Origin of the sequence: Pseudoxanthomonas sp. PXM03 (assembly GCF_014852005.1) — a bacterium.
Classification (GTDB): domain Bacteria; phylum Pseudomonadota; class Gammaproteobacteria; order Xanthomonadales; family Xanthomonadaceae; genus Pseudoxanthomonas_A.
The window spans coordinates 136,453-160,867 of sequence record NZ_JACVAU010000004.1 but is presented as its reverse complement, the minus strand read 5'-3'; the positions used below and the strand labels follow the sequence as shown (position 1 = coordinate 160,867).

The window sequence follows — 24,415 nt, the reverse complement described above, 5'->3', positions numbered from 1 at the left end:
CATTGGACAGCGGCAGCTTGGCCCCCATAATGAGATCAATTCTCATCTGGAGCCCGCCGTGAACAAGACCCTGAGCTTCGCGATCCTGCATTTCTCGGTGGCCTTCACCCTGGGCTACCTGTTCACCGGCAGCCTGCTGGTGGGCGGCATGCTGGCGTTGATCGAACCGGCGACCAACACGGTGGTATTCCACTTCCACGAAAAGGTCTGGAAGCGGATCGAGGCCCGCCGGGCGTCCAAGGCGATCCCCCTGCCCGCCTGACAGGCCAGTGGCCGGAAACGGAAAGGCCGCGCATCCGCGCGGCCTTTCCGTTTCTGCTTCACCCGGTGTCGCTTACTTCTTCTTCGGGATGTACAGGTCGGTGATGGTGCCTTCGTAGACCTCCGCTGCCATCGCGACCGACTCGCTGAGCGTGGGGTGCGGGTGGATGGTCGCGCCGATGTCGCCGGCTTCCGCGCCCATCTCGATCGCCAGCGCCAATTCGCTGATCAGGTCGCCCGCGTGCACGCCGACGATGCCGGCACCGATGATGCGGTGGGTGTGCTCGTCGAAGATGAGCTTGGTCGAGCCCTCGCCGCGACCGATGCCGACCGCGCGTGCGGACGCCACCCACGGGAACTTGCCCACGCCGATCTTCAGGCCCTTCGCCTTCGCTTCGGTCTCGGTCACACCGACCCACGCGATTTCCGGATCGGTATAGGCCACGGACGGAATCACGCGGGCCACCCACTCCTTCTTCTCGCCCGCAGCGACTTCGGCAGCCAGCTTGCCTTCGTGCGTGGCCTTGTGCGCCAGCATCGGCTGACCCACCAGATCGCCGATGGCGAAGATGTGCGGCACGTTGGTGCGCATCTGAGCGTCCACCGGGACGAAGCCGCGCTCGGCGACGGTGACGCCGGCCTTGTCGGCGTCGAGCTTGCCGCCGTTGGGCGAGCGGCCCACGGCAACCAGCACACGATCCCAGGTGCCCGACTCGAGTTCCGGCTTCTGGCCTTCGGTGGCGCTCTCGAAGTGCACGGTGATGCCCTTCTTCGACGCCTCGACCTTGGCGGCCTTGGTCTTCAGCTGCACGATCACGCCCTGCTTCTTCAGGCGGTCGGCCAGCGGCTTCACCAGGTCCTTGTCGGCGCCCGGCATCAGCTGGTCCATGAACTCGACCACGGTCACCTCGGCGCCCAGCGCGCGATACACGGTGGCCATTTCCAGGCCGATGATGCCGCCGCCGACGACGAGCAGCTTCTTCGGCACCTCGGCCAGCTGCAGCGCATCGGTGGAATCCATCACGCGCGGGTCGTCCCACGGGAAGTTGGGCAGCTTCACCGCCTGCGAACCGGCGGCGATGATGCACTGCTCGAAGCGCAACAGCTGCGTCTTGCCGTCGCCGCCCACGATCTCCAGCTCGTTCGGCGACACGAACTTCGCCAAGCCCGTCACCGTGCGCACCTTGCGCTGCTTGGCCATGCCGGCCAGGCCCTTGGTGAACTGGCCGACCACCTTGTCCTGCTTGAAGCCGCGCAGCTTGTCGAGGTCGATCTTCGGCTTGCCGAAGCTGATGCCGATGTCGTCGGAGTGGGAGGCTTCATCGATCAGGGCCGCCGCATGCAGCAGTGCCTTGGACGGGATGCAGCCCACGTTGAGGCAGACGCCGCCGAGTGCTTCGTAGCGCTCGATGAGGACCGTGTCCAGACCGAGGTCGGCGGCGCGGAACGCCGCCGTGTAGCCGCCCGGACCGGAACCGATCACGACGATGCGGCATTCGATGTCGGCCGGCTTGCCGGTGCCCAGCGCGGGCTTGGGCGCCGAGGTGGCCGGTGCGGCGGGTGCCGCCGGCGAGGCCGCGACCGGCGCAGGCTTGGCCGGCGCCGCAGCGGCGCCCTCGCCTTCCAGGATCGCGACCAGACTGCCCTCTGCCAGCGAATCGCCCAGCTTGACCTTGATCTCCTTCACCACGCCGGCGGCAGGCGACGGCACTTCCATCGTCGCCTTGTCGGATTCCAGCGTGACCAGGCCCTGGTCCTTCTTCACCGTGTCGCCGACGGCGACCAGGATCTCGATGACCGGCACGCCGTCGTAATCACCGATATCGGGCACTTTGGCTTCGATCAGGCCACCGCCACCCGACGCGACGGGCGCTGCGGCCGGCACGGCAGCGGTGGGCGAAGGTGCAGCCGCAGCCGCCGGCGTGGACGCAGCGGGTGCCGCTGGCGCGGCCGGCGCAGGCGTCGGAGCAGCAGCGCCCTCGGCCTCCAGCACGGCCACCACGCTGCCTTCGGACAACGCGTCGCCCAGTTTGACCCTGAGTTCCTTCACAACGCCGGCCGCCGAGGACGGCACTTCCAGCGTGGCCTTGTCCGATTCCAGCGTGACCAGGCCCTGGTCCTTCTTCACCGTGTCGCCGACGGCGACGAGGATCTCGATGACCGGCACATCGCTGTAATCGCCGATGTCGGGGACTTTGACTTCGATCGTGTTCGCCATACCACTCTCTTTCGTAGGGTGGGCCTTGGCCCACCGTGGTTTGTTCGGGTCGGTGGGCCGGGGCCCACCCTACGGACTTACAGCAGCACGCGGCGCATGTCGCCGAGCAGCTGGGCGAGATAGGCGGTGAAGCGCGCGGCGGCGGCGCCGTCGATCACGCGGTGGTCGTAGCTCAGCGACAGCGGCAGCATCAGGCGCGGCTGGAACTGCTTGCCGTCCCAGACCGGCTGGATCGACGATTTGGATACGCCCAGGATGGCGACTTCCGGCGCATTGACGATCGGGGTGAACGCCACGCCGCCGATGCCGCCCAGCGAGGAGATCGAGAAGCAGCCGCCGGACATCTCGGCCGGGCCGAGCTTGCCGTCGCGGGCCTTCTTCGCCAGTTCGCCGCTTTCCTGGGCGATCTCGTTGACGCCCTTCTTGTCGACGTCGCGGATCACCGGCACGACCAGGCCGTTCGGCGTGTCCGCGGCGAAACCGACGTGGAAGTACTTTTTCAGGGTGAGGTTTTCGCCGCTGGCATCGAGCGAGGCGTTGAAGTCGGGGAACTTCTTCAGCGCCGAGACGCTGGCCTTCATCAGGAAGGCGAGCATGGTCAGCTTGATGCCGGCCTTTTCGTTTTCCTTGTTCAGCGCCACGCGCAGCGCTTCCAGATCGGTGATGTCGGCATGGTCGTGCTGGGTGACGTGCGGGATCATCGCCCAGTTGCGCGCCAAGTTCGCGCCGGAGATCTTCTTGATGCGCGACAGTGCGACGACTTCGGTTTCGCCGAACTTGCTGAAGTCGACCTTCGGCCACGGCAGCAGGTTGAGGCCACCACCCGCCGTAGCCGGTGCGCCCGCAGCGGCAGGCGTCGACACGCCAATGGCCAGCGCGCCCTTGACGTACTTCTGCACGTCTTCCTTGCTGATGCGGCCACCGCGCTCGCTGCCGCTGACCAGGTTGAGATCCACGCCGAGTTCGCGCGCGAACAGGCGCACGGCCGGGCTGGCGTAAGCGACCTTCTCGGGGAGCACGCGATCGGCATTGAATTCGACCGGCGGCGTGCGCGGCGGCGAGGCTTCCGGGTCGATGCCGGGCTTGTCGTCCAGCACACGCGAGGCAGCGGGGGCGACGGCCGGCGCGGCGCGTTCCTGCGCGATCTCGCGCTGGGTGATCTTGTCGGGTGTCGGCGATACCGCGACCGGCTCCACCTTCGCGCCGGTTTCAGCGGTGGCGGTCGGTGCGGGTGCGGCTGCAGGTTTCGCCTCGGTCGCGCCTTCGCTCACTTCGATCAGCGCCACCACCGCGCCTTCGGCGATCTCGTCGCCCAGCTTGACCTTGATCTCCTTCACCACGCCGGAGAAGGCCGACGGTACTTCCATCGTCGCCTTGTCCGATTCCAGCGTGACCAGGCCCTGGTCCTTCTTCACCGTGTCGCCCACGGCGACCAGGATCTCGATCACCGGCACACCGTCGTAGTCACCGATGTCGGGAACCTTGGCTTCCTTGATGTCGGACATGGCGTTACTCCGGTGCGGACTTGAAGAGGGGAACCCCTATTGTGTCCGCAGCGGCGCGATGCGCCAACCATTCCTTCGGACTAATTGCTGTCCACGGCGGGACATTGCGTGCCGGCGCGGAGGAAAACGACCGCGTCACGCGAGCCTGCGGACACAGTGGTATCGCTTTGGTTCGACGTTCGACTCACACGATACGCCGCCGCATTGTCAGGCGGGCATGCGCAACAACGGCGAGATCGCGGTCCAGGCTTGCTGCAAGGCGTCGTGGCGAATCGCTGCGTTGGCGGGGCTGGTGGATGGCAATGCGAACAGGGCCGGCATGCACGCCTCCGGCAGTTGCGGCTGCACGTAGCGACGGAAGGCCTCCGCCGCCTTTCCCCCGTTGAACGCGATCGCCACGATGCTGCGGTGCGCCACCAGCATCTCCTCCAGCGGATTGGCGACCTCGCTGCCGCGCACGATGGCGGCATCCAGACTGCCGCGTCGCTCGCACTGGCCGATGACATCCCACAATCCCACGCCGGCCTCATGCAGGGAACGGAGGCGATGCTCGTACGGGGCGGCCGGATCGAATCCGCAGATCGACGCCATCACCGGCCAGAACCGGTTGCGTGGATGGGCGTAGTAGCGCGCGGCCTGCAGCGAGGCGTCGCCGGGCATCGATCCGAGCACGAGTACGCGACAGCCCGCACCCACGCTGGGTGGCAGCCCGGTCAGCAGGCCCGCCACGGATCAGCCGCCCGCCGACTGCCAGGGCTTCACCACCAGCAGCGCGCCGGCGACCACCAGCAGCAGGCCGACGACACGCAGCGCATCCACCGGTTGCCGCGCATGCAGCACCCCGAAGTGGTCCAGCACGACCGAACCCGCCAGTTGTCCCGCCACCACCAGGCAGATCAACGACGCCGCTCCCAGGCGAGGCACCAGCAGGGTGGCCGAGGCAACGAACACCGCCCCGATCATGCCCCCCGTCCATGCCCACCACGGCACTTTGCCCAGCGCGGCAGGCACGAATACCGGCCGGCTGAGCCACCACCACGCCAACAGCACCCCGGTTCCGACCATGAAGGACGCCAACGAGGCGAACACGGGGCCGAAGGTCTGTTTGCCGAGCGACGCGTTGATCAACGCCTGCAGCGGCAGCAGCATGCCGATGAAGAGGGCCAGGGCCACGCCGGTCGCGTTCATGCGTCGTCTCGTCTCGGTAACGGAAGGCGGACACGATACGCGAAGCCACCCGCCAGGCGGCGTCAACGCGCTGACGTCACGCGGGTTGCGGCGTGCCTCGCTTCCCCGACACCGCGCGCTGCAGCAGCGCCATCGACACCAGCAACATGGCCATCGGCGCCAGCAGCAAGTAGAACGCACGCGACCCGTCGAAATGCGCGAACAACTGGCCGGTGACGTAGGAGCCGGTGGTTCCGCCCAGGGCGGAGAACACCACGATCAGCCCCGTCATCGCTGCATGCCGCGACTTGGGCAGTGCACTGAGCACCACCGAATTGATCGCCGGATAGATCGGCGCCATCAGCAGGCCGATCATCGGGAACACATAGGCAGCTGCGGGCGCGTTCCACCAGGTCATGCCGTCGCGTGCCTGCACATTCGCCGCCAGCGGCAACGCCAGCAGCACCAGCGCTGCCATCGCCGTCACGCAGCCGGACAGTAGCCAGAACCACGGCACGCGCCGCAGCAGCACGCCGCCTCCCAGGCGACCGAGCGCCAGCGACCCGGCGAAGATACTGGCCGCCTGCACGCTGAGCGTGGTGGGCAGGTGCAGGATCTCGCGATTGAACGTGGGCAACCACGTATTGATGGCCTGCTCCATCAGGACGTACAGGAACGCGGACACCAGGAACACCACCACCAGCGGCATTGCCAGCAGGCGGAACATGTCGATGAAGGATTCCCCCGCCGCATGACCGTCGCGCGCGGCGCGTTCGTCCAGCGTACTCGTCGCCAGCAGCCCGACCACCACTGCGCACATCGCCGCGAGCACCCAATAGACATCCAGCCAGACGGGATCACCCGGCGCATCTGCATTGATGAAGGCCGCGAACAGCCAGGCACTGCCGAGGATCCCGACCATGAACCAGCCTTCGACGGTGCTCGTGAGCGCCGCATGCGTCTTCGCGTCGTCGGTCAGCAGCCCGATGCTGGAGTAGACCGACACCTTCACCAGCGCGAACGACACACCGACCGCCGTGAAGAGCAGCTTGGTCGCCCAGAACGCCTGCAGCAGCGGCATCGCGATGCAGGCGGCGGCGACCAGCAGCAGGCCGAGCATCATCGCGCGGCGATAGCCCAGCCTTGGCAGGAACGAGGCCACGAGGAACGAGGTGATCGCGATCGGCAGGTCCTTGAACGCCTCCAGCAGGCTGGCATCGGCCTTGGTGATGCCGAATCCCTGGATGGACTGCAGGATCACGGTGCCCACGGAATTCAACAGCATGGCGAAGATCATGTAGGTCAGGATCATTGCCAGGATCATGCGGGTGCGTGTCATGGGCGGTACCGGTAAGCGCAAGCGCCTCCTGGCCGCCTGGCCCGGAGTGCGCGGGGGGAGGTCGCGTGGTCACGCTACGCGGCACCCGGCGGGAAACAGTATCCACCGCCGCGCCGGGGAGAGACGGCGCGGCGGTGGTGGACGGCCCGCAGCATGGCGGGCCCCGATGCCTCACCAACGATAGGCGACGGAGGCCTGGTACGACGTGCCTTCCAGCGGGCGACCCATGAACACTCCGCCACTGGTCGCATTGCCCAGCACGCGTGCATTGCCCTCGGTCAGCGCGATCTCGTCCGTCACGTTGCGGCCCGAGAAGGTGAACTCCCAGTTCTCGCCCACGTGAGCGCTGGCCCCGATGTCCCAGGTGTCGTATTCGGGAAGCACCTGGCCATTGGCGGGATCGGAGTAGCGGTCGCCGACATGCGTATAGGTGGTGAACACCTTCAGGTCGCCCCACGGCATGGACCAGTAGTAGCTCGGTGTCAGCCGCACGCGGAACTTCGGCTGGCGCACCACCTGGTTGCCATCGTAGGTGGCGAAGTCGCCGTACTTGGCACGCAGCCAGGTCGCATTCCACGCCAGCTCGAAGCCGCCCGCCGGACGCCATGCGCCTTCGAACTCCAGGCCGCGCGCCTTCGAATCACCGATGATGACGACGTTGTTGCCATTGTTGTCGAACGCCTGGTAACGCAGGCCGGTGAAGTCGTTGTAGAACGCGGTCACGTACATCTCGTACGTCTCGCCGCCCGCCTTCAGGCCCAGCTCGTACTGGTCGATCTCGGTCTTGTTGTTGGCGCCATCGCGCAGGTTGTCGAACTGCGGGAAGGTGAAGCCCGAGTTCACGCGACCGAACAGGCTGACGCTGTCGTTGAGCGTGTAGTTCAGGCCGGCGGTCCAGGACACATCGCTATCGTTCTGGTCGATGCTGCGCGGCGTGGTCGAAACCGACGTGGTGTTGTCGTACAGCGTGTTCGGATTGCCGTCCAGATCGACCGTGACCGGATCCCACACCGTGCCGTTCACTTCCTGCCGCTCGTAGCGCACGCCGGCATCCAGGCGGATGCGGTCGCTGACCGTCCACTCGTCGGCGACGAAGAAGGCCGTGTTCTGGCCGTCGTAGTCGCCGCGGATGTTGTAGAACGCCGTGCCCACGAAGCCGTCGCGCGTCGCCACGCGACCGTCGGACAGCGCTAGGTTCACGCGGCGCGCGTTGTCCTGCGCAGTGAGCAGCATGTTGTTTCCCAGCCACCAGCGGTCCTTGGACGAATAGTCCGCGTAGTACACGCCGAAGGTCAACGCATTGCTGTCGGTCAGGTCGATGCTGAAGCGCAGGTCGTTGGTGAACGAGCTGATCTCCTTCTCCACCACCCAGAAGCCTGCGGTCAGCACCTGCTGGTTCGGATCCACCGCGCCGCCGCCATTGACAAAGGTGCCGGTGCCGGTGACGCCCGCCCCGTAGGTGTCGGTGATGTAGGACGACAGGGTCTGCGGGTTGGCGCCGGTGAACAGCGCGTAGGTCGGCGCGTCGCCCTTGAGGTAGTTGAACTTGTCGCTGATGGTCCAGTTGCCGACGTACCAGTCCAGCGAGCCGCCGAACACGTCGATGTCCACGCCACGGCCATCGGCCAGGTCGCGCGTCATCGTCTGGTTGCCCACGCCGGTGGGCAGCGTTACCCGGCGGAAGTCGTCACCGACCAGCGTGCCCGTGGTGGCGTCCAGGCCCGGGAAGCTGGAAATGTTCTTGCCATTGTTGCGCGAAACCAGCGGCACCGCCGTATAGAAGGTGTTCTGGTCGTCGGTATGACGCGCGTAGAGGTTGAACTCGCCTTCGGCCCAGCGCTTGGTCAGCGTGGCGCTCAACTGGCCGCCCTTCTCCACCGGGAAGCCGGTCTGGCGCACGCCGTCGGTCTCACGGTAGAAGCCGCCCACACTGTAGTACCAGCCGCTGTCCGCGCTCAGCGGACCACCGCTGTAGAAGTCGACCCGGCGCAGACTGTCGGTACCCAGCGTCAGGCGCACGCTGCCCTCCGGCGTGTCCTCGCCCTTCTTCTGGATGAAATTGACCGTCACGCCGGGCTGCCCGTTCGAGTAGATCGGGCTGGGACCGCCGCGCAGGCCTTCCACGCGCGCGATGGTGTCGTCGATGCGGAACAGCGTGGTGTTCTCGAGGAACGACAACGTCGGCGGCGGGAAGATCGGCGAGCCGTCCAGCTGCAGGGTGAAGAACGGTGCGTCGCCCTCGGACGGCATGCCGCGCACGAAGACGTTGGCGCCGGTACCGCCACCGCTGGCCTCGGCCCAGACGCCCGGCACGATCTTCAGCAGGTCGGCAGTGCTGGTAGGCGCGGTTTCCTGGATCTGCTCCGGCGTGGCCGTGCTGATCGAGAAGCTGGCGTCGCGTTTGCGCAGGCCCTTGAACTTGGCCGTGCCGCTGACGACGACGGCGTCGAGTGTCGTCGCCTCGTCGTTCGCGGGCGCCGGGGCGGCTTCCTGGGCGCTCGCCAGTACCGGCGCGAGCGCCAGCGCGATGGCGGCCGACAGGGCGTAGCGCATCGGGTGCTTGGTGTGTTGCATGGTCTCTCCCTCCACGTAGTGCGTTTGTTGTTGTAGTGACAGGCTGCCGCCGCGGCTTCTGTGGCCGTGTGCGGTCAAGGCGAAACGAACGTCCTCAGGTCGAACTTGGCGATGCGGGGAATCACGGCATCGGCGTGGCGCAGCGCGCGGGCGTCGCCGATGCCCACGGCGGCCATGCCGGCGGCATGGATGGCCTCGATGCCGGCGGCAGCGTCTTCCACTCCGATGCACAGGTGCGCGGGCACGCCGAGTGCGGCGGCCACGTCCAGGAAGATGGCCGGGTCCGGTTTGGCGCGCGCGATGCGGCCGGCATCGGCGATGTAGTCGAAGCAGTCGGCGATACCCAGCTTGTCCAGCAGCGCAGGCGCGTTGCGGCTGGCGGACGCCAGCCCGAGCTTCAGGCCCGCGGCACGCGCGGCATCCAGCACCTCGCGCACACCCTCGAACAGATCCTGCGGACCCACGCTGGCGATTTCCTGCACGTAGTAACCGTTCTTGGTATCGGACAGCGCGCGCTTCTCGTCTGCGCTGTAGGCGCGTGATGCGCGCTCCAGGATGATCTCCAGCGAGGCCATCCGGTCCACACCCTTGAGCCGCTCGTTCACCAGCAGGTCGAACGGCACGCCGATTTCATCGGCCAGCCGTTTCCATGCCCGGTAGTGCGTATGCGCGGTGTCGGTCAGTACGCCGTCCAGGTCGAAGACCAGGGCACGGCAGGCGCGCGGGAACACGGCTTTCGGCGGCGACGGTACGGCAAGCGGCAACACGGTTTCTCGCCCCGGCTTAAGCACCACTTCGCTCCCGGCATGGGCGAAGGCGAGCAGGTCGCCCTCGTCCAACCGATAGCGCACGCCCCGCGCATCCACGTCCACCCGCAGTGCGCAACCGCGCCAACGCAGGTTGAAACCGTAGCCCTTCCAGGCGGTGGGCAGCGTCGGCGCGAACTGCAGGCGACCGCCCACGATGCGCAGCCCGCCGAAACCCTGCACCAACCCCAGCCAGCTGCCCGCCATCGCCGCCATGTGCACGCCGTGGTCGGTGTTGCCATGCAGGTCATCCAGGTCCACGCGCAGACTGGCGTCGAAATAGCGCCATGCCTTTTCGTCGTGCCCGACCTCGCTGGCGAGGATGCCGTACACGGGCGCCGACAGCGTGGAATCATGGGTGGTGACCGCTTCGTAATAGTCGAAGTCGCGGCGCTTCGCACCCAGCGCGATACCGTCGCCCGCCAGCACCAGCGCCATCACCACGTCGGCCTGCTTGCAGACCTGGTGGCGGTACAACGTGAGCGGGTGGTAGTCGAGCAGCAGCGGACGATGCGGCCCTTCGCGCTTCGGAAACGGCCAGCGCGGCTTGCCTAGGAAATCGTCGTCCTGCGGATGGATGCCCAATGCCTCATCCACCGGCAGGTACATGGCATCGGCGGCGCGCTGCCACAGCACGACTTCGTCAGCATCGAGTCCGATACGGGCCGCCAGCATGTGCAGCGCCTCCGGGCGATCGGCCGACAGCCGGTTCCATGCCTCGACAGCGCGCAGCAGGTGCCGCTGCGCCATGCGGTTGGTGTACCAGTTGTTGTTGACCAGCGTGGTGTATTCGTCGGGACCGGTCACTTCGTGGATGCAGAAGGCCCCGTCGAGACGTGGATTGAAATGCCCGGCCTGCGGCCAGATGCGCGCGGTCTCGAAAAGAATCTCGGCGCCAGCCTCGCTGAGGAAGTCGAGATCATCGCTGGCGTCGAGATAAAGCCCGATCCCGTACGCGATGGCGGCGTTGATGTGGTACGCCGCCGAGCCGCTGGGATAGTGCGCGGAACATTCGCGGCCGGCAATGGTGCGCCACGGGTACAGCGCGCCGCGCGGATGGTTCATCGCACGCGCGGTGTCGCGAGCGCCTTCCAGCGTGCGGTAGCGGTACATCAGCATCGCGCGCGCCACGTCGGGCGCCGTCAATGCCATCACCGGCAGCACGAAGGCCTCGGTGTCCCAGAAGCAGTGGCCCTCATAGCCTTCGCCGGTGATGCCCTTGGCCGCCGTGCCGTTGATGCCGTCGCGACCGGCCGATTGCAGCAGGTGGAACAGGTTGAAGCGCAGCGCCAGTTCGGCCGCCGGATCGCCCTCCACCGAAATGCCGGCGCGTTGCCAGAACGCCTGCAGAGTCTCCGCCTGTGTACGGGCGATCGCATCGAAGCCCGCGGCCTGCGCACGCGCCAGCACTGCCTGCACGCCATCGCGCACGGTGCCATTGCCATCGTCGTAAGCGACGAACTTCTCGACCACCACCGACGCGCCCGGCGCGAGTACGGCCTCGAAGCACTGCTCGACGCGCCCTTCGCCGGCATCCGCTGACGCGAACGCGACCCCTTGCGACAACCTGTGATGCTGGGCACAGACCAGCGTGATTCCGCTGTGGTGCGTGCGCTGTCTGAGCCATGCACCGCCGGCACCGGCATGTTCGTCGAACACGTCCATCGCCTCGCCACCGGCCACGCCGATGCGGGGATCGTCGCCCTGTTCGATCGCCTGGCGCCCGGTTTCGATCGACGAACGCAAGGTCAACGGACCGGCATAGTCGATCGAGGCGACTTCGAAGCGGATCGCCAGCAGCGCGCGCTCGGCCAGCGGCACCACGCGCTGCGCACGGATCTCCAGCGTTTGGCCCTGCGGCGTCTTCAGCCGGAGGCGGCGGTCCAGCGCGCCCGCAGCCAGGTCCAAGGTGCGTTCGAAGTCCAGCCACGCCGCTTCCTCGACTCGCAGCGGCGCATCGCCCAGCTGCAGCCGGATGTGCTTGCCTTCTGCCACCGGCACGCGCGTGTCGGTGCTGCGCGTGAAGCCCGGGAAGCGTTCGTGGTAGTGGATCGGGTTCTGCTCGAACACGCTCGACAGGAAACTGCCGTCGCTGACACTGTCGCCTTCCTCGAGGGCGCCGCGCACGCCGAGCGTGCCGTTGGCCAGCGCGAACAAGGTCTCGTCACGGGCCGCACGCGCCGCATCGAAGCCCCGCTGGGTCAGTCGCCACGGGTCGGGCCGCACGTCTTCGATGCCCGCGTCCGTTCCTGCTGCATTGCTTTGCCTCTGTTCCACCGACATCCCCGCTCTGGCCTGGCGCATCCCGCAGTGGCACCACGGGCGGAGGCACGCTAGGAGTCGTTGTTATCGATGTCAAGTTATCGATGTCAGAGCAGCGCTACAGTGACTTGAAACGTCGCACCCCGGAGGGCAATCCCGGGAAAACAACACGTTTTTTCAATGACTTGGAGGCAATACCACCCAAAGCGACCGACGAAAATGTCCACCGGGTGGCCGCTGCGATGCAGCAGCGGCATGCGCTCAGGTCGCGCGTACCACCAGGTGCGTGGGCAGGGTCTCGGAGGTGGTCGCTTCGCCCTCGATCAGGGTGCGGACCTTGCGCGCCAGCAGCACACCGGCATCGATGAAGTTCTGGTGCACGGACGTCAGTGGCGGTACGTAGGTGGCACCCAGGGGCGTGTCGTCGTAGCCGATCACCGACACGTCCTCCGGCACGCGGCGGCCGCGCTCGATCAGCGCGCGGATCGCACCGATGGCGAGCAGGTCGCTGGCCGCGAACAGTGCATCGACCTGCGGGTTGGCCTCCAGCAACGCATGCACGGCTTCGGCGCCAGCGCTGACGGTGAAGCTGGCAACGGTGGGCGTCTGCGGGGTGATGCCGTGGCGGGCCAGCGCGCCAGCGAAGCCCTCCAGCCGCTCGGCGAACTCGCCATGCGCGGGATCGCCAAGGAAGGCGGGCCGTCGACGGCCCAGGGCGATGAAGCGCTCCGCGGCAAGCGCGCCGCCGCGCCGGTTGTCGCTGCCCACCACCACCTGCGATTCGTGCCTGCTCACCGCGCCCCAGACCACCATCGGCCGGCCCCAGCGCTGCACCTCGTGCATGGCGTCTTCGTGCGCACCCTGGCCCAGCAGGATCACCCCGTCCGCCGCCTGCACGTTCGGCAGCGAGCCACCCTGCAGCGAGGTCAGCAATACGCTGTATCCGGTCGTTGTGAGTTCCTGGGTGATGCCGCCGAGCAGGTCAAGCGGATAGGGGCCGGACATCTGGCGCTCGACGGTGGGCTTCATTTCCACCACCACCGCCACCGTCATGCTGCGGCGAAGCTTGAGGTTGCGCGCACTGACATTGAATGCATAGCCGTACTGCTGCGCCACCTCACGGACGCGGGCGCGCGTCTCCGCATTGACCAGCGGACTGTCGCGCAGCGCGCGCGACACGGTGATCGCCGATACGCCCGCCACTTTCGCCAGGTCCGCCATCGTCAGGTGGTCGCCGGGCGATGGCAGCGCCGTCGTGGCGGTGCCGGTACGGCGCTTGCGTTTGGCGGGGGGCATGCGGGTCACGTCCGTGCGCGGCTGGCTTCGTATTGTGCAATAAGCGTGTCCACCGGCGTGGAGGCGATCACGCGGCCGATCACCTCGGGCAGCAGGTCGTCCGGTTTCTTGAAGCGCAGGCAGCTCTTGCCCATGTCCAGCTTCATGCCGGCGTCCGCGTAGGCGTTGCGCAGCACCACGTCCTGCGCGGAGTTCGCGTAGCACACCGTCAGGTAGAGCGCGTAGTACTGCTTCTGCGCCGCAAGCGCGACGTACGGCAACGGCTGCTTGTTGTAGGTGGTCGGATAGCGCGACAGCGACACCTCCCACGCGATCATGCCCCAGCTCATCGCCTCGACGTAGCCGTCGGGGATGTGCCGATTGACCAGGTCGCGGACCGAGGCGATCACCTTGCGGCGATCCTCCGGCAATTCCGCGAGGTATTCCTCCACCGTCTTCGCCTTGCTGCTGGCCATGGGCGCTACTCCGTTTGCGCGAACAGTAGCGCAGCCCGGGGCCTCCTGCCATGCCCCGCAATGCTCCGCACGGCGCGATCGAAGCATGGCCTACTGGATGAACGACGCATCGCACGCGCTCAGCGAGATGCACGCGCGGTGAAATGGAAGAGCGAAAAGAAGGATTTTCTGGCTTGTTTCCGATCGGTTCACGTCGAGCAGCAGGAGACATTCATGCGGTGGCGGTTACGGTGCGCTCGCCCTGACGGCGACGACGCATCACGCATCGCACCGCACGGAAGGGACATAAGAAAACAGAACAGGAGATTCCTGCATGAAATCCATTCGAACCCTCACGATTGCCCTGGCTTCCCTCATTGCCGTGCCTGCCCTGGCGCAGGATGCAACGACCGACACGACATCCGACGCCGCCAGCAAGCGCTTCGCCGTGGTCGGCGGCGCCGCCATCCTCAAGCCCGATCGCGATCCCGCGCCCGGCCTGAAGATCGACGGCGACGTCGCGCCGGTGATCAGCGCCAGCTGGTATGCCACCCCCAACATCGCCGTTGAACTGTGGGGCGCCGCGGACAAGTTCAACCACCGCGTCAAGGCCGACGGCCCCGGCAAGATCGGCACCGTCGACCAGCAGCCGATCGCGCTGAGCGGCCAGTACCACTTCGGTACTCCCGACAAGGTGATGCGTCCGTTCGTGGGACTGGGCTACTACGAGTCCAACTTCAGTGACGAGACCATCGGCGGCGATGGCGCACACGTGGGCCTGGAAACCGCCAAGGGCGCCATCGCCACGGCCGGCATGGACTTCAACATCAACGAACGCTGGTTCGCGCGTGCGGATGCCCGTTACATGAAGGGCGATGCCGGCGTGCGTGTCGCAGGCCAGGGCACCGGTGAAGAACTGACGATCGACCCCTGGGTCGTGGGCGTGGGTATCGGCGCGCGCTTCTGATCCATTGCTCCAACGCGTCGATGCGGCGGCGGGCCTTCGGGCCCGCCGCCTTTTCATTGGGCGGGAGGGCTCACCGCATGACGTGGCCGCGCAGCCGCTGCAAGCGCGTGACGCGCCACTTCACGCCCCAGGCATAAACCAGGTAGTAGCCCAGCAGCAGGCCGGCCACCGCCAGCAGGCTGCCGTGACCGCTCAGCAGCGCATGGGTCGCCGGCACGCCGCCGCTCCGCCAGTACTGCGCCATCTGCACGAATCCCAGCACGATACGCCCGGCCACGATGGCGACCAGCAGCAACGCCAGCCAGGCATTGGGCTGATAGAACACGCCCTGCGGCGCGACTTCCCAGCGCGTGAGCCATACGCCTACCAGGCCGAGCAAGCTGCCGGCAGCCAGTCCCACTCCGGCACCAACCAGGCTGTCCGGCCACCAGAACAGGCCGAACGCGCTGACCGCGACGAAGATCGCCACCGACACCAGCAGGCTCCATGCGTTGAGCGTCAGCAACCAGCTGCGTGCCATGCGGCGCGCTCGGCCGTAGCGGTAACGCTGCCACAAGGAGACGGGCAACAGCACCGCCCACAACGCCAGCAGCAGGAAGACGAAAAGCAGGACAAAGATGATGGGCATGCGCGCATCATGCCGCAACGTACGTCAGGGGTGTTCGGCTTCCACATGGACCTTTTCGCGCCGCAGCAGGTACAGCCCGCTGGCGACGATGATGCCGGCGCCGATCCAGGTGACCCCATCCGGCAGCACCGACCACAAGGCCACGTCCAGCAGCACGCCCCATACCAGCGCGGTGTATTCCAGCGGCGCGATCAGCGAGGCCTCGCCCCGGCGGAACGCTTCGGTCAGTGCCACCTGCGCCAGCGAACCGGAGACACCGACGCCCGCGATGATCCAGCCATGCGCGGGCTGCAGCGGCTTCCACGCGGGAAGCGCAAGCAGCCACGCGCCCAGCGACAGCAGGACGACGAACCAGAACACCATCGCCTGCGTACTGTCGCGTTGCGCCAGCATGCGCACGGTGACCGCACCCAGCGCATAGCAGATCGCGGCCAGCAGGATCGCCAGCCCACCCTGGGTCAGCATGCCCTCGCCGGTGGGTCGCAGGATCACCAGGACTCCCACCAGGCCGATGAAGATCGCCACCCAGCGCGCGGGTCCCACGCGCTCTTTCAGCAACGGACCCGCCATCGCCGTGACCAGCAGCGGCGCGACGAAGGTGATCGCGTACGCCGTGGACAGCGGCATCGTCCTCAAGCCGTAGACGAACCCGCCCATCATCGCGATGCCCAGCACGCCGCGCAGCAGGTGGAGCGGCCAGTACACGCGCAGCAACGAGCGCGGCGGCACCGTGGCCAGGACCCACAACGCGACCAGGGGCAGCGAGGAGAGGCCGCGCAGCGCGGCGACCTGCAAGGGCGGATAGTGCGCAGAGAGCAGCTTCAGCCCTGCGTCCATCAACGCGAACATCAGGACGGCCGCCAGCATCAGCAGGACGGCGGAAGCGAGGGAGGGGCGGGGCGCGGACATGCGCCATTATCACCGGCCAGCGCTCGGCGGCGAGGGCGGCACGCTAGAATGGCGGCGCATCAGACAGGAAGACCCCCCCATGCCCTCTTTCGACGTCGTCTCCGAAGTCAACGCCCACGAACTGACCAACGCCGTGGATCAGGCCAACCGCGAACTCTCCACCCGCTTCGACTTCAAGGGCGTGGAAGCGAAGTTCGAGCTGGAAGACAAACTCATCACCCAGTCCGCGCCGAGCGACTTCCAGCTCAAGCAGATGACCGACATCCTGCGTGCCCGCCTGATCGCCCGCCAGATCGACGTGCGCTGCCTCGAGTTCGGCGACGTGGACACCAACCTGGCCGGCGCGCGCCAGAAGGTCACCGTCAAGCAGGGCATCGAACAGAAGCTGGCGAAGAAGATCGTCTCCACCATCAAGGACGCCAAGCTCAAGGTGGAAGCGCAGATCAACGGCGAGAAGCTGCGTGTGACCGGCAAGAAGCGCGACGACCTGCAGGATGTCATCGCCCTGCTGAAGAAGACCGAGTTCGAACTGCCGCTGCAGTTCGACAATTTCCGTGACTGACGTTCCGCACATCGCCAACGGCGTGGCCGACCCGATCGCCACCACCCGCCAGTGGGTGGAGCGCGCGGTGATCGGCCTGAACCTGTGCCCGTTCGCGAAAGCGGTGTACGTGAAGCAGCAGGTCCGCTTCGTGCTGAGCGATGCGAGCACCCCGGAAGCACTGCTGGAAGAACTGGCGGAAGAACTGGTGCTGCTGCGGGATGCGGACCCCGAACAGGTCGACACCACGCTGATCATCCATCCCGACGTGCTGACCGACTTCCTCGACTACAACGATTTCCTCGACAACGCCGACGCCGCGGTCGAGGCACTGGACCTGCAGGGCGTGATCCAGGTGGCCAGCTTCCACCCGGACTACCAGTTCGCCGGCACCGCCCCGGACGACATCAGCAACTACACCAACCGATCGCCCTACCCCACCCTGCACCTGCTGCGCGAAGCCAGCATCGACCGTGCGGTGGAGGCCTTCCCCGATGCCGACGTCATCGTCGAGCGCAACGTGAAGACGCTGGATTCGCTGGGGCATGCGGGGTGGGCGAAGCTGTTCGGGGAGTGAGAGAGGTCTGGCTCTTCTGTAGGAGCGACGTAAGTCGCGACCGCCGACCGCCCCCCCTAAGCTCCATCATCGCTTCTCTAGGCCTGGAGCCACACCGCATCCCAGTACGGATAGCTTCCGATCCTGTCGACCAATCCAGCGCGCAATGGATTGGCAACAAGATAGCGCGCGGCGGCCCGCAGGCCGTCATCCGAACGGATCGCACGATCATGGAAGCCAGGCGCCCACACACGTCGCGGACCTTCAGGCCTGGCCGCCGCGCGTGACGTATTGGTCTTCAGGCGCTGCACGCAGACGGACAGGGATTCCATAGCTCCCAACTCGATCAGCCCATGCCAGTGATCCGGCATGAGTACCCACGCCAACAGCCGGGAGCGATACCAAAGCCGCCTGTCGGTGGCCGCACGCGCGGCATCATGGGCCATGGTGGTATCGGAGAACAGCGGTCGGCGGTCATGCGTGACGAAGGTGACCAGGTAGACCTGTCCTTCCGCTGACATGCGTCCGTGACGCAAAGCGGCGTGACCTCCAGTTCGTCGCAGGCAGTCGGCGTTATCCATGCCGGTGAGCATGGAATCACACCAAGGGCCGCCATATCAGGAGACCTCGCGCATTCGAGTGGGAATTTGCCGTGCGGTCGCGACTCACGTCGCTCCTACAAAACCTCTCCAAGCAAACGCTGCTCCAGCAACATGCGTGCATCGTCCAGCGATGACAGGATGGTGTGCCCAAGCGCACGCACGGCGTCGTCCGGTTCCAGCAGGTCTGGGATCTGGATCGGATGCATGCCGGCGGCAAGTGCGGCGCGCACGCCGGTGGGCGAATCCTCCAGCACCAGGCACCGCCGTGGATCGACGCCGAGCGAGCGAGCCGCGAGCAGATAGACATCGGGCGCAGGCTTGGGATGCTCGACATCGCTGCTGGTGCAGATGACGTCGAACCGTGGCAGCAGGCCGGCGGCGTCCAGCTTGCGCAGCGCCAGCGGACGACGCGTCGACGTGGCGACGGCGCGTGGAATCCTGCGGGAATCGAGGAAATCCAGCATCTCGATGATGCCGGGACGGTGTGGTACGCCCGCCGCGACCACCGCCTCGTAGAGCACGTGCGAGCGCTGCAGCACACGCTCGCGCTGCGCTTCGCCGATGGCTTCGTCCAACAGGTGGCGGCAGACGGCTTCGCTGTGGCCGACCATCGACAGCCACAACACCTCGGGCAGATCGTGGCCAAGCTCGCACGCGGCTTCCGCCAGGCAACCGATGATCGCGCGTTCGCTGTCCAGCATCAGGCCGTCCATGTCGAAGATCACCGCCTCGGGCGCGAACGGCAGGCGTGCAGGATTCACGCGTTGTCCTCGAACAGCTGGCGGAGGTCATCCTCGCCCAGGAGGCGCCACTGCCCAGGCTCCAGGTCGCCCAGCGTCAGTCCCCCGGTGCGACTGCGATGCAGCGCCTCCACATGGTTGCCGACGGCGGCGAACATGCGACGCACCTGGTGGTAACGACCTTCGGTGAGCGTGACCTGCGCATGGCGCGGGTCGATCACGTGCAAGCCGGCCGGCGCCAGCGGCGTCTGCTCCGATTCCAGCATCAACGTGCCACTGGCGAAGACCGCGCCTTCGTCGCCGCGCAGGTCCTGCGCCAGCGTGACGTCGTAGACCTTGGGCAGGTTGGCCTTCGGCGAGATGATCCGGTGCAGCAGTCCGCCGTCGTCGGTGAGCAGCAGCAGGCCGCTGGTCTCGCGATCGAGCCGCCCCACCGTGGACAGCACCGGCGAGCGATCGCGGAAGCGCGACGGGAACAGATCGTAGACGATGCGGCCGGTGTCCTTGGTCGAGCAGGTGTAGCCTACTGGCTTGTGCAACAGGATCGTCAGCCCCGGCGCAGGATCGAGCGGCTCGCCATCCACCCGGATGTTGTCGTGGTCGACCGGATCATCGGCGTACAGCACCTCGCCTGCGGCGTCGGTGATGCGGCCTTCGCGGAACATCCATTGGACCTGCTTGCGGCTGCCATAACCCAGGTTGGCGATGTGCTTGACGATCTTCATGCGTTCACCGCCTCGCCTTGATGGCGGCAATCACCTTGAAACCGTCACGCTCGCCGGCCACGCGCACGTCGCCGAAGCTGTCGTTCAAGGTCTGCTCGTACGGCAGGTGGCGGTTGGCGACCAGCCACAGGCGGCCACCCGGCTTCAACGCCTCGGCGGCCACGCTGATGAAACGTTGGCCGATGTCGGGGCGATCGGCGCGGCTCTGCGTATGGAACGGCGGATTGCTGACGATGAAGTCGTAGCGCGTCGGCAGACCGCGGGTGACGTCGTGCCACAGGAACTCGCGGGTGGCGGACGATGTGGACGCGGCCAGATTGGTCCTGGCCAGTTCCAGCGCACGCGCTTCGGCTTCGTACAGGTCGAGCGCGGTGATCCCGGCGCACCGCGCGAGCAGTTCGCTGGAGAGATATCCGTAGCCGGCACCGAGATCCGCGCCGTGACCAGCGATGTCGGATGGCAGGTGTTCGACCAGCAGCGCGGACGCCGGATCGATGCGGTTCCATGCGAATACACCGGGCCGGCTGAGGAAGCGGCCGCCCTCGATGCGGCGTGGCGCATCGAGCGATGTCCACTTCTCCAGCAGTGCAGTGTCGATTCCGTCGTCCAGGGGCCGCGTCCAGAAAGTGCGGCAATGGAACTTGGTCAGTGTGCCGGCCAGGCCGGCAAGCTGCTTGAGGTCGGCCTCGCCGGACTTGGCGCCTTCGTTGTTGGTCATCGCGGCCACCACGATGCCACCGGGCGATGCCAGCCGCACCGCACGCGCCAGCAGCGCGCGCGCTTCTTCGCGCTGGCGCGGCGGAAGCACCAGTACGAGCGCATGGCGCGCCGCATCGGCCACGGCATCGGCCACGACGTTCAAGCCGGCGTGCTCCAGCAACTCGGCATCCGGGCGGAAACTCTGTTCGCACACCAGCTGCGACAGCGGGAACTGGCGCAGCGCCGCGCCATCACGTGCGCGCAGGAACGCAATCGGCCCCGTCGGCCAAGCCAGTTGGCCCTGCGCGAACGGCAACATCAATGCGTCCAGCGCGGGATCGGAATTTCGTGCAGCCAAGGGGCACCGTCAGCAGGAAAACAGGTGGCGATTCTACCCGCGTACGAGCGGGTATCCCGCATGCGTCGCCTGACATGACGACCCACCGTTTGTCGGGCTTTCGATACCGCAGTTAAAAATTTGTTGCACATCGAAAACAACCGGCGTATTGTGCGCGGCCTTCGGCCCTTGCGGCTGTTTTTTCACCAGAATGATTTCCATGAAGCCCGCGCACTCCATCGCCAACACGCTTGACCTGCAGCCATCGCGCTGCGGCCTGCGCGTGCGTGCGTATGCGTTCGATGCCAAGCCCGGCAACGAACCCGCGCGGCATCTGGCCACCTGACATCCGGCTGACTCCCAGGGAGATCGGCCACCCCGATCTCCCGAGGAAACGCGAACGCCCTCGGGTCGCAAGCCCCGGGGGCGTTTTGTTTTCAGCGTTCGCGGAGGATGCGCATGCATCGACCAGATTCCCTCCATTCCACCACGGAAATTCTTTTCCGCCCTGAAGCATCCGGGTAACGCGCCTGCGCGTCCCGAGGCAGGGGCGCGGCTGCGACCGGCGCATGTGCGCTGCGTTGTGATGCTTCGACGCGAGCGGCGCGGGGAGTGGACACCACAAGGGCGCATGGCGCCCAAACGAATTGCCGGTTGGCGACAGCCGGCAATGAGGAACATCGATCGAACACGCTACAGCGGTACGGGTTTGTATTCCGTCCGGTGCGCGCGGCGCTGCCGTGGCGTATGCCGAAGCGTGGGAGGCGGTGTTCCTCGAGCGGACGATAGCTCAGCTTGGGAGAGCAGCGGCGCATGCCGTTGGCCACCGGTTCAAATCCGGTTCGTCCACCACTGGATAGCTCAGATGGTTAGAGCATCGGACGTTGACTCCGACGGTCGCGGGTTCGACTCCCGCTCCAACACCAGACTGTAAATCTGGAAACGGGGACGAAAGTCCCACTCAGGAAACGCCCCGTGCGGCGTGTCGTTCTTCCGCGATGGACTGCGGGAGGCGACGCACGCAGCGGGGACGGTGCCGACACCGCGCCCTCGACGCAGAGGCGCGCAGCGTTCGATGCGATCTGCGGATCGCCTTGTCGCCGCGATGCCTCCGCCGGCAGCGCCGGTCGCCCGCATCGCTTCCGTGCAGGGGCGTTTCCACCTTGTCCCGTCGATCGCAGGTGCGCTCGACACACATCGCCGCCGCGGCATTCGATCCTCCGCGGCGGATTGCTTACTGGATCGAACCACCAGAGCCAACAAGGAGAACAACGCCATGCTTCTGAACAGCATGTTCTGGACCAAGAGGGTCGTGATCGGTGACGGCGAGCGCGGCCTGGTGTATCGCAACCGTCGGTTCGAGCAACTGCTCGCGCCCGGCGTGTACCACTGGTTCGACCCGATGGGTCGGATCGAGGTGCGCACCTTCAACATCGCCTCGCCGGAATACGCCGGCCACGACGTCGACGCGCTGATCGCGCGCCTCGGCGAGCGCCTGGGCGAGGTCTTCGTGCTCGCCGACATCGGCGTGGATGAGGTCGGCCTGGTGCTGAAGAACGGCAAGCTGGAAGACGTGCTGCCGCCCGGCACGCGCCGCCTGTACTGGATCGGCCTGGTGAAGGTCGAAGTGCAGGCGGTGACGCTCGCCACGCCGGACGTGGAAGTCGCCGTGGCGCGGCGCCTGCGCCAGCTGGGTGCGTTGTCGAAGCTGGCCGTGGTGGCCGACGTGCCGGCGGAGTTCGCTGGCCTGGTGTTCATCGACGGCAAGCTCGAGCGCACGCTTGCACCGGGCAGCTACGCCTTCTGGAACTTCCAGAAGAACGTGGTGGTGGATGTGGTCGATACGCGCGTGCAGACGATCGAAGTGTCGGGTCAGGAACTGTTGACCCGCGACAAGGTCAGCCTGCGCGTAAACCTGGCCGCCAGCACCCGCGTCACCGACGTGGTGGCTGCGCGCACCAAGGTCGCGAAGGTCGGTGACTTCGTCTACCGCGAGCTGCAGTACGGCCTGCGCAAGGCGGTCTCCGCCAAGACGCTGGACGAGCTGCTGGGCGACAAGGCCTCGCTGGACGCCGACATCTTCGCTTACGTGCGCGGCCAGTTGACCGGCTTCGGCGTGGAGGTGCTGGGCGTGGGCGTGAAGGACGTGATCCTGCCGGGCGAGATGAAGGAGATCCTCAACGGGGTGGTGCAGGCGGAGAAGACGGCGCAGGCCAACGTGATCCGCCGCCGCGAGGAGGCGAACGCCACGCGTTCCCTGCTCAACACCGCGAAGCTGATCGACGAGTCGCCAGTGCTGATGCGCCTGAAGGAGCTCGAGGCCCTGGAAAAGGTCACCGAGAAGATCGACAAGCTCACCGTGTTCGGCGGCCTGGATGGCGTGCTGAAGCAGTTGGTGACGCTGAAGTAGCGGAAACCTGCCCCCTCCCCCGTTCACGGGGGAGGGCTGGGGTGGGGGCCGCCGGAGCACGGCACGCGTCGGCGCAAGGATCGCGCGAGGACGTGGTCCGGCTTTCGGCGGAGGACGGCGCTGCGGCGTAGTCCGCCCCCATCCCAACCTTCCCCCGCACGCGGGGGAAGGGGCTTTATCCTTTCAATGGAGTGAACACATGAACATGCAATCCCAATTCGAACTGCTGCACGCCGAGGGCAGCACCACGCCGATCAAGGGCTGGGTGCGCGGCGTGCCCCTGGACCAGGGTGCCCATGAGCAGCTGCGGAACATCGCGGCCGTCCCCTTCGTCGGCCCGTGGGTCGCGGTCATGCCCGACGTGCATCTGGGCAAGGGCGCGACCGTGGGCTCGGTCATCCCGACGCGCGGCGCCATCATTCCGGCGGCGGTCGGCGTGGACATCGGCTGCGGCATGGCTGCGGTGCGGACCACGCTGCGCGCGAAGGACCTGCCGGACACCCTGGCGCAGTTGCGCTCGAGCATCGAACGCAGCGTGCCGGTGGGCAACGGGCGCGGTGGCGAACACTGGAAGCTGCCGGACAGCATCGCCACGCGCATCGCGCAGTCGGGGCTGGAGCCGCGCCTGGAGGCGATCAAGCAGAAGCATCGCAAGATCCGCACCGACAAGCTGGACCGCCAGATCGGCACGCTGGGCGGCGGCAACCACTTCATCGAGATCTGCCTGGACGAGGCCGACGCGGTGTGGGTGATGCTGCACAGTGGATCGCGCGGCACCGGCAACCTGATCGGCAACTACTTCATCGAGCGGGCGCGCGAGCAACTGGCGCACCGTGTGCTGGGCTTCCATCTGCCGGACAAGGACCTGGCCTTCTTCATGGAAGGCGAGCCCTTGTTCGACGACTACGTGGAAGCGGTCTCGTGGGCGCAGGACTACGCCCGCGAGAACCGCGAAGCGATGATGTCGCGCGTACTGGCGGAGATGCGCCACCGCCTGCCGAAGTTCCAGCTGGAGAAGATGGCGGTGAACTGCCACCACAACTACGTGCAGAAGGAAACGCACGGCGGCGTGGACCTGCTGGTGACCCGCAAGGGCGCGGTGAGCGCGCGCGCAGGTGAGCTGGGGATCATTCCCGGCAGCATGGGCGCGAAGAGCTTCATCGTGCGCGGCAAGGGCAACGCGGACAGCTTCCACAGCTGCAGCCACGGGGCCGGCCGCGTGCTGAGCCGTACCGCCGCGCGCCAGCAGATCACGCTGTCGCAGCACCGCGAGGCCACGGCGCATGTCGAATGCCGCAAGGACGCCGGCGTGATCGACGAGTCGCCGGCGGCCTACAAGGACATCGACGCCGTGATGTCCGCGCAGAGCGACCTGGTGGAAGTCGTCCACACGCTGCGTCAGGTGGTCTGCATCAAGGGGTAAAAGTCTCCTGATGCTG

Annotated in this window: 22 protein-coding genes and 1 tRNA gene; 8 read left to right on the top strand and 15 right to left on the bottom strand. The window is 66.7% G+C overall.

The features are described 5' to 3' along the window. Positions 1 to 58 precede the first annotated feature (58 nt). Entirely contained in the window at positions 59 to 262 is a 204-nt protein-coding gene (locus IB223_RS16975) for a DUF2061 domain-containing protein (protein ID WP_192202925.1), read from the top strand. Positions 263 to 334: 72 nt separating this feature from the next. Here IB223_RS16975 and lpdA read toward each other — a convergent pair whose 3' ends face one another. The 9 genes from lpdA to IB223_RS16930 form a co-directional block, all read right to left on the bottom strand. Next, positions 335 to 2,479 carry a dihydrolipoyl dehydrogenase gene (lpdA, locus tag IB223_RS16970; protein ID WP_192202924.1) on the bottom strand — a complete coding sequence of 715 codons (2,145 nt, stop codon included), beginning with the start codon at positions 2,477 to 2,479 and terminating at the stop codon, positions 335 to 337. A gap of 77 nt (positions 2,480 to 2,556) precedes the next feature. Continuing rightward, entirely contained in the window at positions 2,557 to 3,984 is a 1,428-nt protein-coding gene (locus tag IB223_RS16965; protein WP_192202923.1) for a dihydrolipoyllysine-residue acetyltransferase, read from the bottom strand. Positions 3,985 to 4,191: 207 nt separating this feature from the next. Further along, positions 4,192 to 4,713, bottom strand: a complete 522-nt coding sequence (locus IB223_RS16960) for a DNA-deoxyinosine glycosylase (RefSeq protein ID WP_192202922.1) — start codon at positions 4,711 to 4,713, stop codon at positions 4,192 to 4,194. Between the two features lie 3 nt (positions 4,714 to 4,716). After that, positions 4,717 to 5,172, bottom strand: a complete 456-nt coding sequence (locus IB223_RS16955; protein ID WP_192202921.1) for a DMT family transporter — start codon at positions 5,170 to 5,172, stop codon at positions 4,717 to 4,719. Between the two features lie 76 nt (positions 5,173 to 5,248). Then, the gene (locus IB223_RS16950) at positions 5,249 to 6,490 is read right to left on the bottom strand and encodes an MFS transporter (RefSeq protein ID WP_225591171.1); all 1,242 of its coding nucleotides are present in this window, start codon (positions 6,488 to 6,490) and stop codon (positions 5,249 to 5,251) included. A gap of 171 nt (positions 6,491 to 6,661) precedes the next feature. Beyond that, positions 6,662 to 9,064 carry a TonB-dependent receptor gene (locus tag IB223_RS16945; RefSeq protein ID WP_192202920.1) on the bottom strand — a complete coding sequence of 801 codons (2,403 nt, stop codon included), beginning with the start codon at positions 9,062 to 9,064 and terminating at the stop codon, positions 6,662 to 6,664. A gap of 74 nt (positions 9,065 to 9,138) precedes the next feature. Next, entirely contained in the window at positions 9,139 to 12,147 is a 3,009-nt protein-coding gene (gene pgmB / locus IB223_RS16940; RefSeq protein WP_343227221.1) for a beta-phosphoglucomutase, read from the bottom strand. A 246-nt stretch (positions 12,148 to 12,393) separates the two neighbouring features. Beyond that, positions 12,394 to 13,428, bottom strand: coding sequence for a LacI family DNA-binding transcriptional regulator (locus tag IB223_RS16935; RefSeq protein ID WP_343227220.1), 1,035 nt, complete (start codon positions 13,426 to 13,428; stop codon positions 12,394 to 12,396). A 5-nt stretch (positions 13,429 to 13,433) separates the two neighbouring features. Beyond that, positions 13,434 to 13,883: a DUF1801 domain-containing protein gene (locus IB223_RS16930; RefSeq protein WP_192202918.1), complete on the bottom strand. Its 450-nt coding sequence runs from the start codon at positions 13,881 to 13,883 to the stop codon at positions 13,434 to 13,436. A gap of 313 nt (positions 13,884 to 14,196) precedes the next feature. Between IB223_RS16930 and IB223_RS16925 the strand changes: the two genes are divergently transcribed. Continuing rightward, positions 14,197 to 14,829 (top strand): OmpW family outer membrane protein, encoded by a 633-nt coding sequence (locus IB223_RS16925; RefSeq protein ID WP_192202917.1) that lies wholly within the window; start codon positions 14,197 to 14,199, stop codon positions 14,827 to 14,829. Positions 14,830 to 14,899: 70 nt separating this feature from the next. Here the strand turns inward: IB223_RS16925 and IB223_RS16920 are convergent, their stop codons facing one another. Together IB223_RS16920 and IB223_RS16915 are read right to left on the bottom strand one after the other, a co-directional pair. Then, the gene (locus tag IB223_RS16920; RefSeq protein ID WP_192202916.1) at positions 14,900 to 15,457 is read right to left on the bottom strand and encodes a DUF1453 domain-containing protein; all 558 of its coding nucleotides are present in this window, start codon (positions 15,455 to 15,457) and stop codon (positions 14,900 to 14,902) included. Between the two features lie 24 nt (positions 15,458 to 15,481). Continuing rightward, positions 15,482 to 16,366 carry a DMT family transporter gene (locus IB223_RS16915; RefSeq protein WP_225591170.1) on the bottom strand — a complete coding sequence of 295 codons (885 nt, stop codon included), beginning with the start codon at positions 16,364 to 16,366 and terminating at the stop codon, positions 15,482 to 15,484. A 79-nt stretch (positions 16,367 to 16,445) separates the two neighbouring features. Between IB223_RS16915 and IB223_RS16910 the strand changes: the two genes are divergently transcribed. Both IB223_RS16910 and IB223_RS16905 read left to right on the top strand, forming a co-directional pair. Next, positions 16,446 to 16,928, top strand: coding sequence for a YajQ family cyclic di-GMP-binding protein (locus tag IB223_RS16910; protein WP_192202915.1), 483 nt, complete (start codon positions 16,446 to 16,448; stop codon positions 16,926 to 16,928). Positions 16,929 to 16,938: 10 nt separating this feature from the next. Beyond that, positions 16,939 to 17,484: a DUF1415 domain-containing protein gene (locus IB223_RS16905; RefSeq protein ID WP_192202994.1), complete on the top strand. Its 546-nt coding sequence runs from the start codon at positions 16,939 to 16,941 to the stop codon at positions 17,482 to 17,484. Positions 17,485 to 17,561: 77 nt separating this feature from the next. Here the strand turns inward: IB223_RS16905 and IB223_RS16900 are convergent, their stop codons facing one another. The 4 genes from IB223_RS16900 to IB223_RS16885 form a co-directional block, all read right to left on the bottom strand. After that, complete coding sequence (locus tag IB223_RS16900; protein WP_225591169.1) at positions 17,562 to 18,056, bottom strand: transposase; 495 nt, start codon at positions 18,054 to 18,056, stop codon at positions 17,562 to 17,564. 83 nt (positions 18,057 to 18,139) lie between these two features. Then, complete coding sequence (locus IB223_RS16895; RefSeq protein WP_343227219.1) at positions 18,140 to 18,826, bottom strand: HAD family phosphatase; 687 nt, start codon at positions 18,824 to 18,826, stop codon at positions 18,140 to 18,142. Then, entirely contained in the window at positions 18,823 to 19,530 is a 708-nt protein-coding gene (locus IB223_RS16890) for a pseudouridine synthase (protein ID WP_192202914.1), read from the bottom strand. The genes IB223_RS16895 and IB223_RS16890 overlap by 4 nt, the downstream gene beginning before the upstream one ends. A gap of 4 nt (positions 19,531 to 19,534) precedes the next feature. Further along, positions 19,535 to 20,548 (bottom strand): class I SAM-dependent methyltransferase, encoded by a 1,014-nt coding sequence (locus tag IB223_RS16885; protein WP_192202991.1) that lies wholly within the window; start codon positions 20,546 to 20,548, stop codon positions 19,535 to 19,537. A 238-nt stretch (positions 20,549 to 20,786) separates the two neighbouring features. On the opposite strand from IB223_RS16885, the gene IB223_RS18975 reads away from it, so the two are divergent. The 4 genes from IB223_RS18975 (at position 20,787) to IB223_RS16870 (ending at position 24,399) form a co-directional block, all read left to right on the top strand. Continuing rightward, on the top strand, positions 20,787 to 20,912 hold the full coding sequence (locus IB223_RS18975; RefSeq protein WP_255431495.1) for a hypothetical protein: 126 nt from the start codon (positions 20,787 to 20,789) through the stop codon (positions 20,910 to 20,912). Between the two features lie 434 nt (positions 20,913 to 21,346). Then, positions 21,347 to 21,418: transfer RNA gene (locus tag IB223_RS16880), tRNA-OTHER, on the top strand. A 439-nt stretch (positions 21,419 to 21,857) separates the two neighbouring features. Next, positions 21,858 to 22,976 (top strand): slipin family protein, encoded by a 1,119-nt coding sequence (locus tag IB223_RS16875; protein ID WP_192202990.1) that lies wholly within the window; start codon positions 21,858 to 21,860, stop codon positions 22,974 to 22,976. Between the two features lie 199 nt (positions 22,977 to 23,175). Then, a complete protein-coding gene (locus IB223_RS16870) occupies positions 23,176 to 24,399 on the top strand; it encodes an RtcB family protein (RefSeq protein WP_192202913.1) in 1,224 nt (407 codons plus the stop codon). The last annotated feature ends 16 nt before the right edge of the window (positions 24,400 to 24,415 follow it).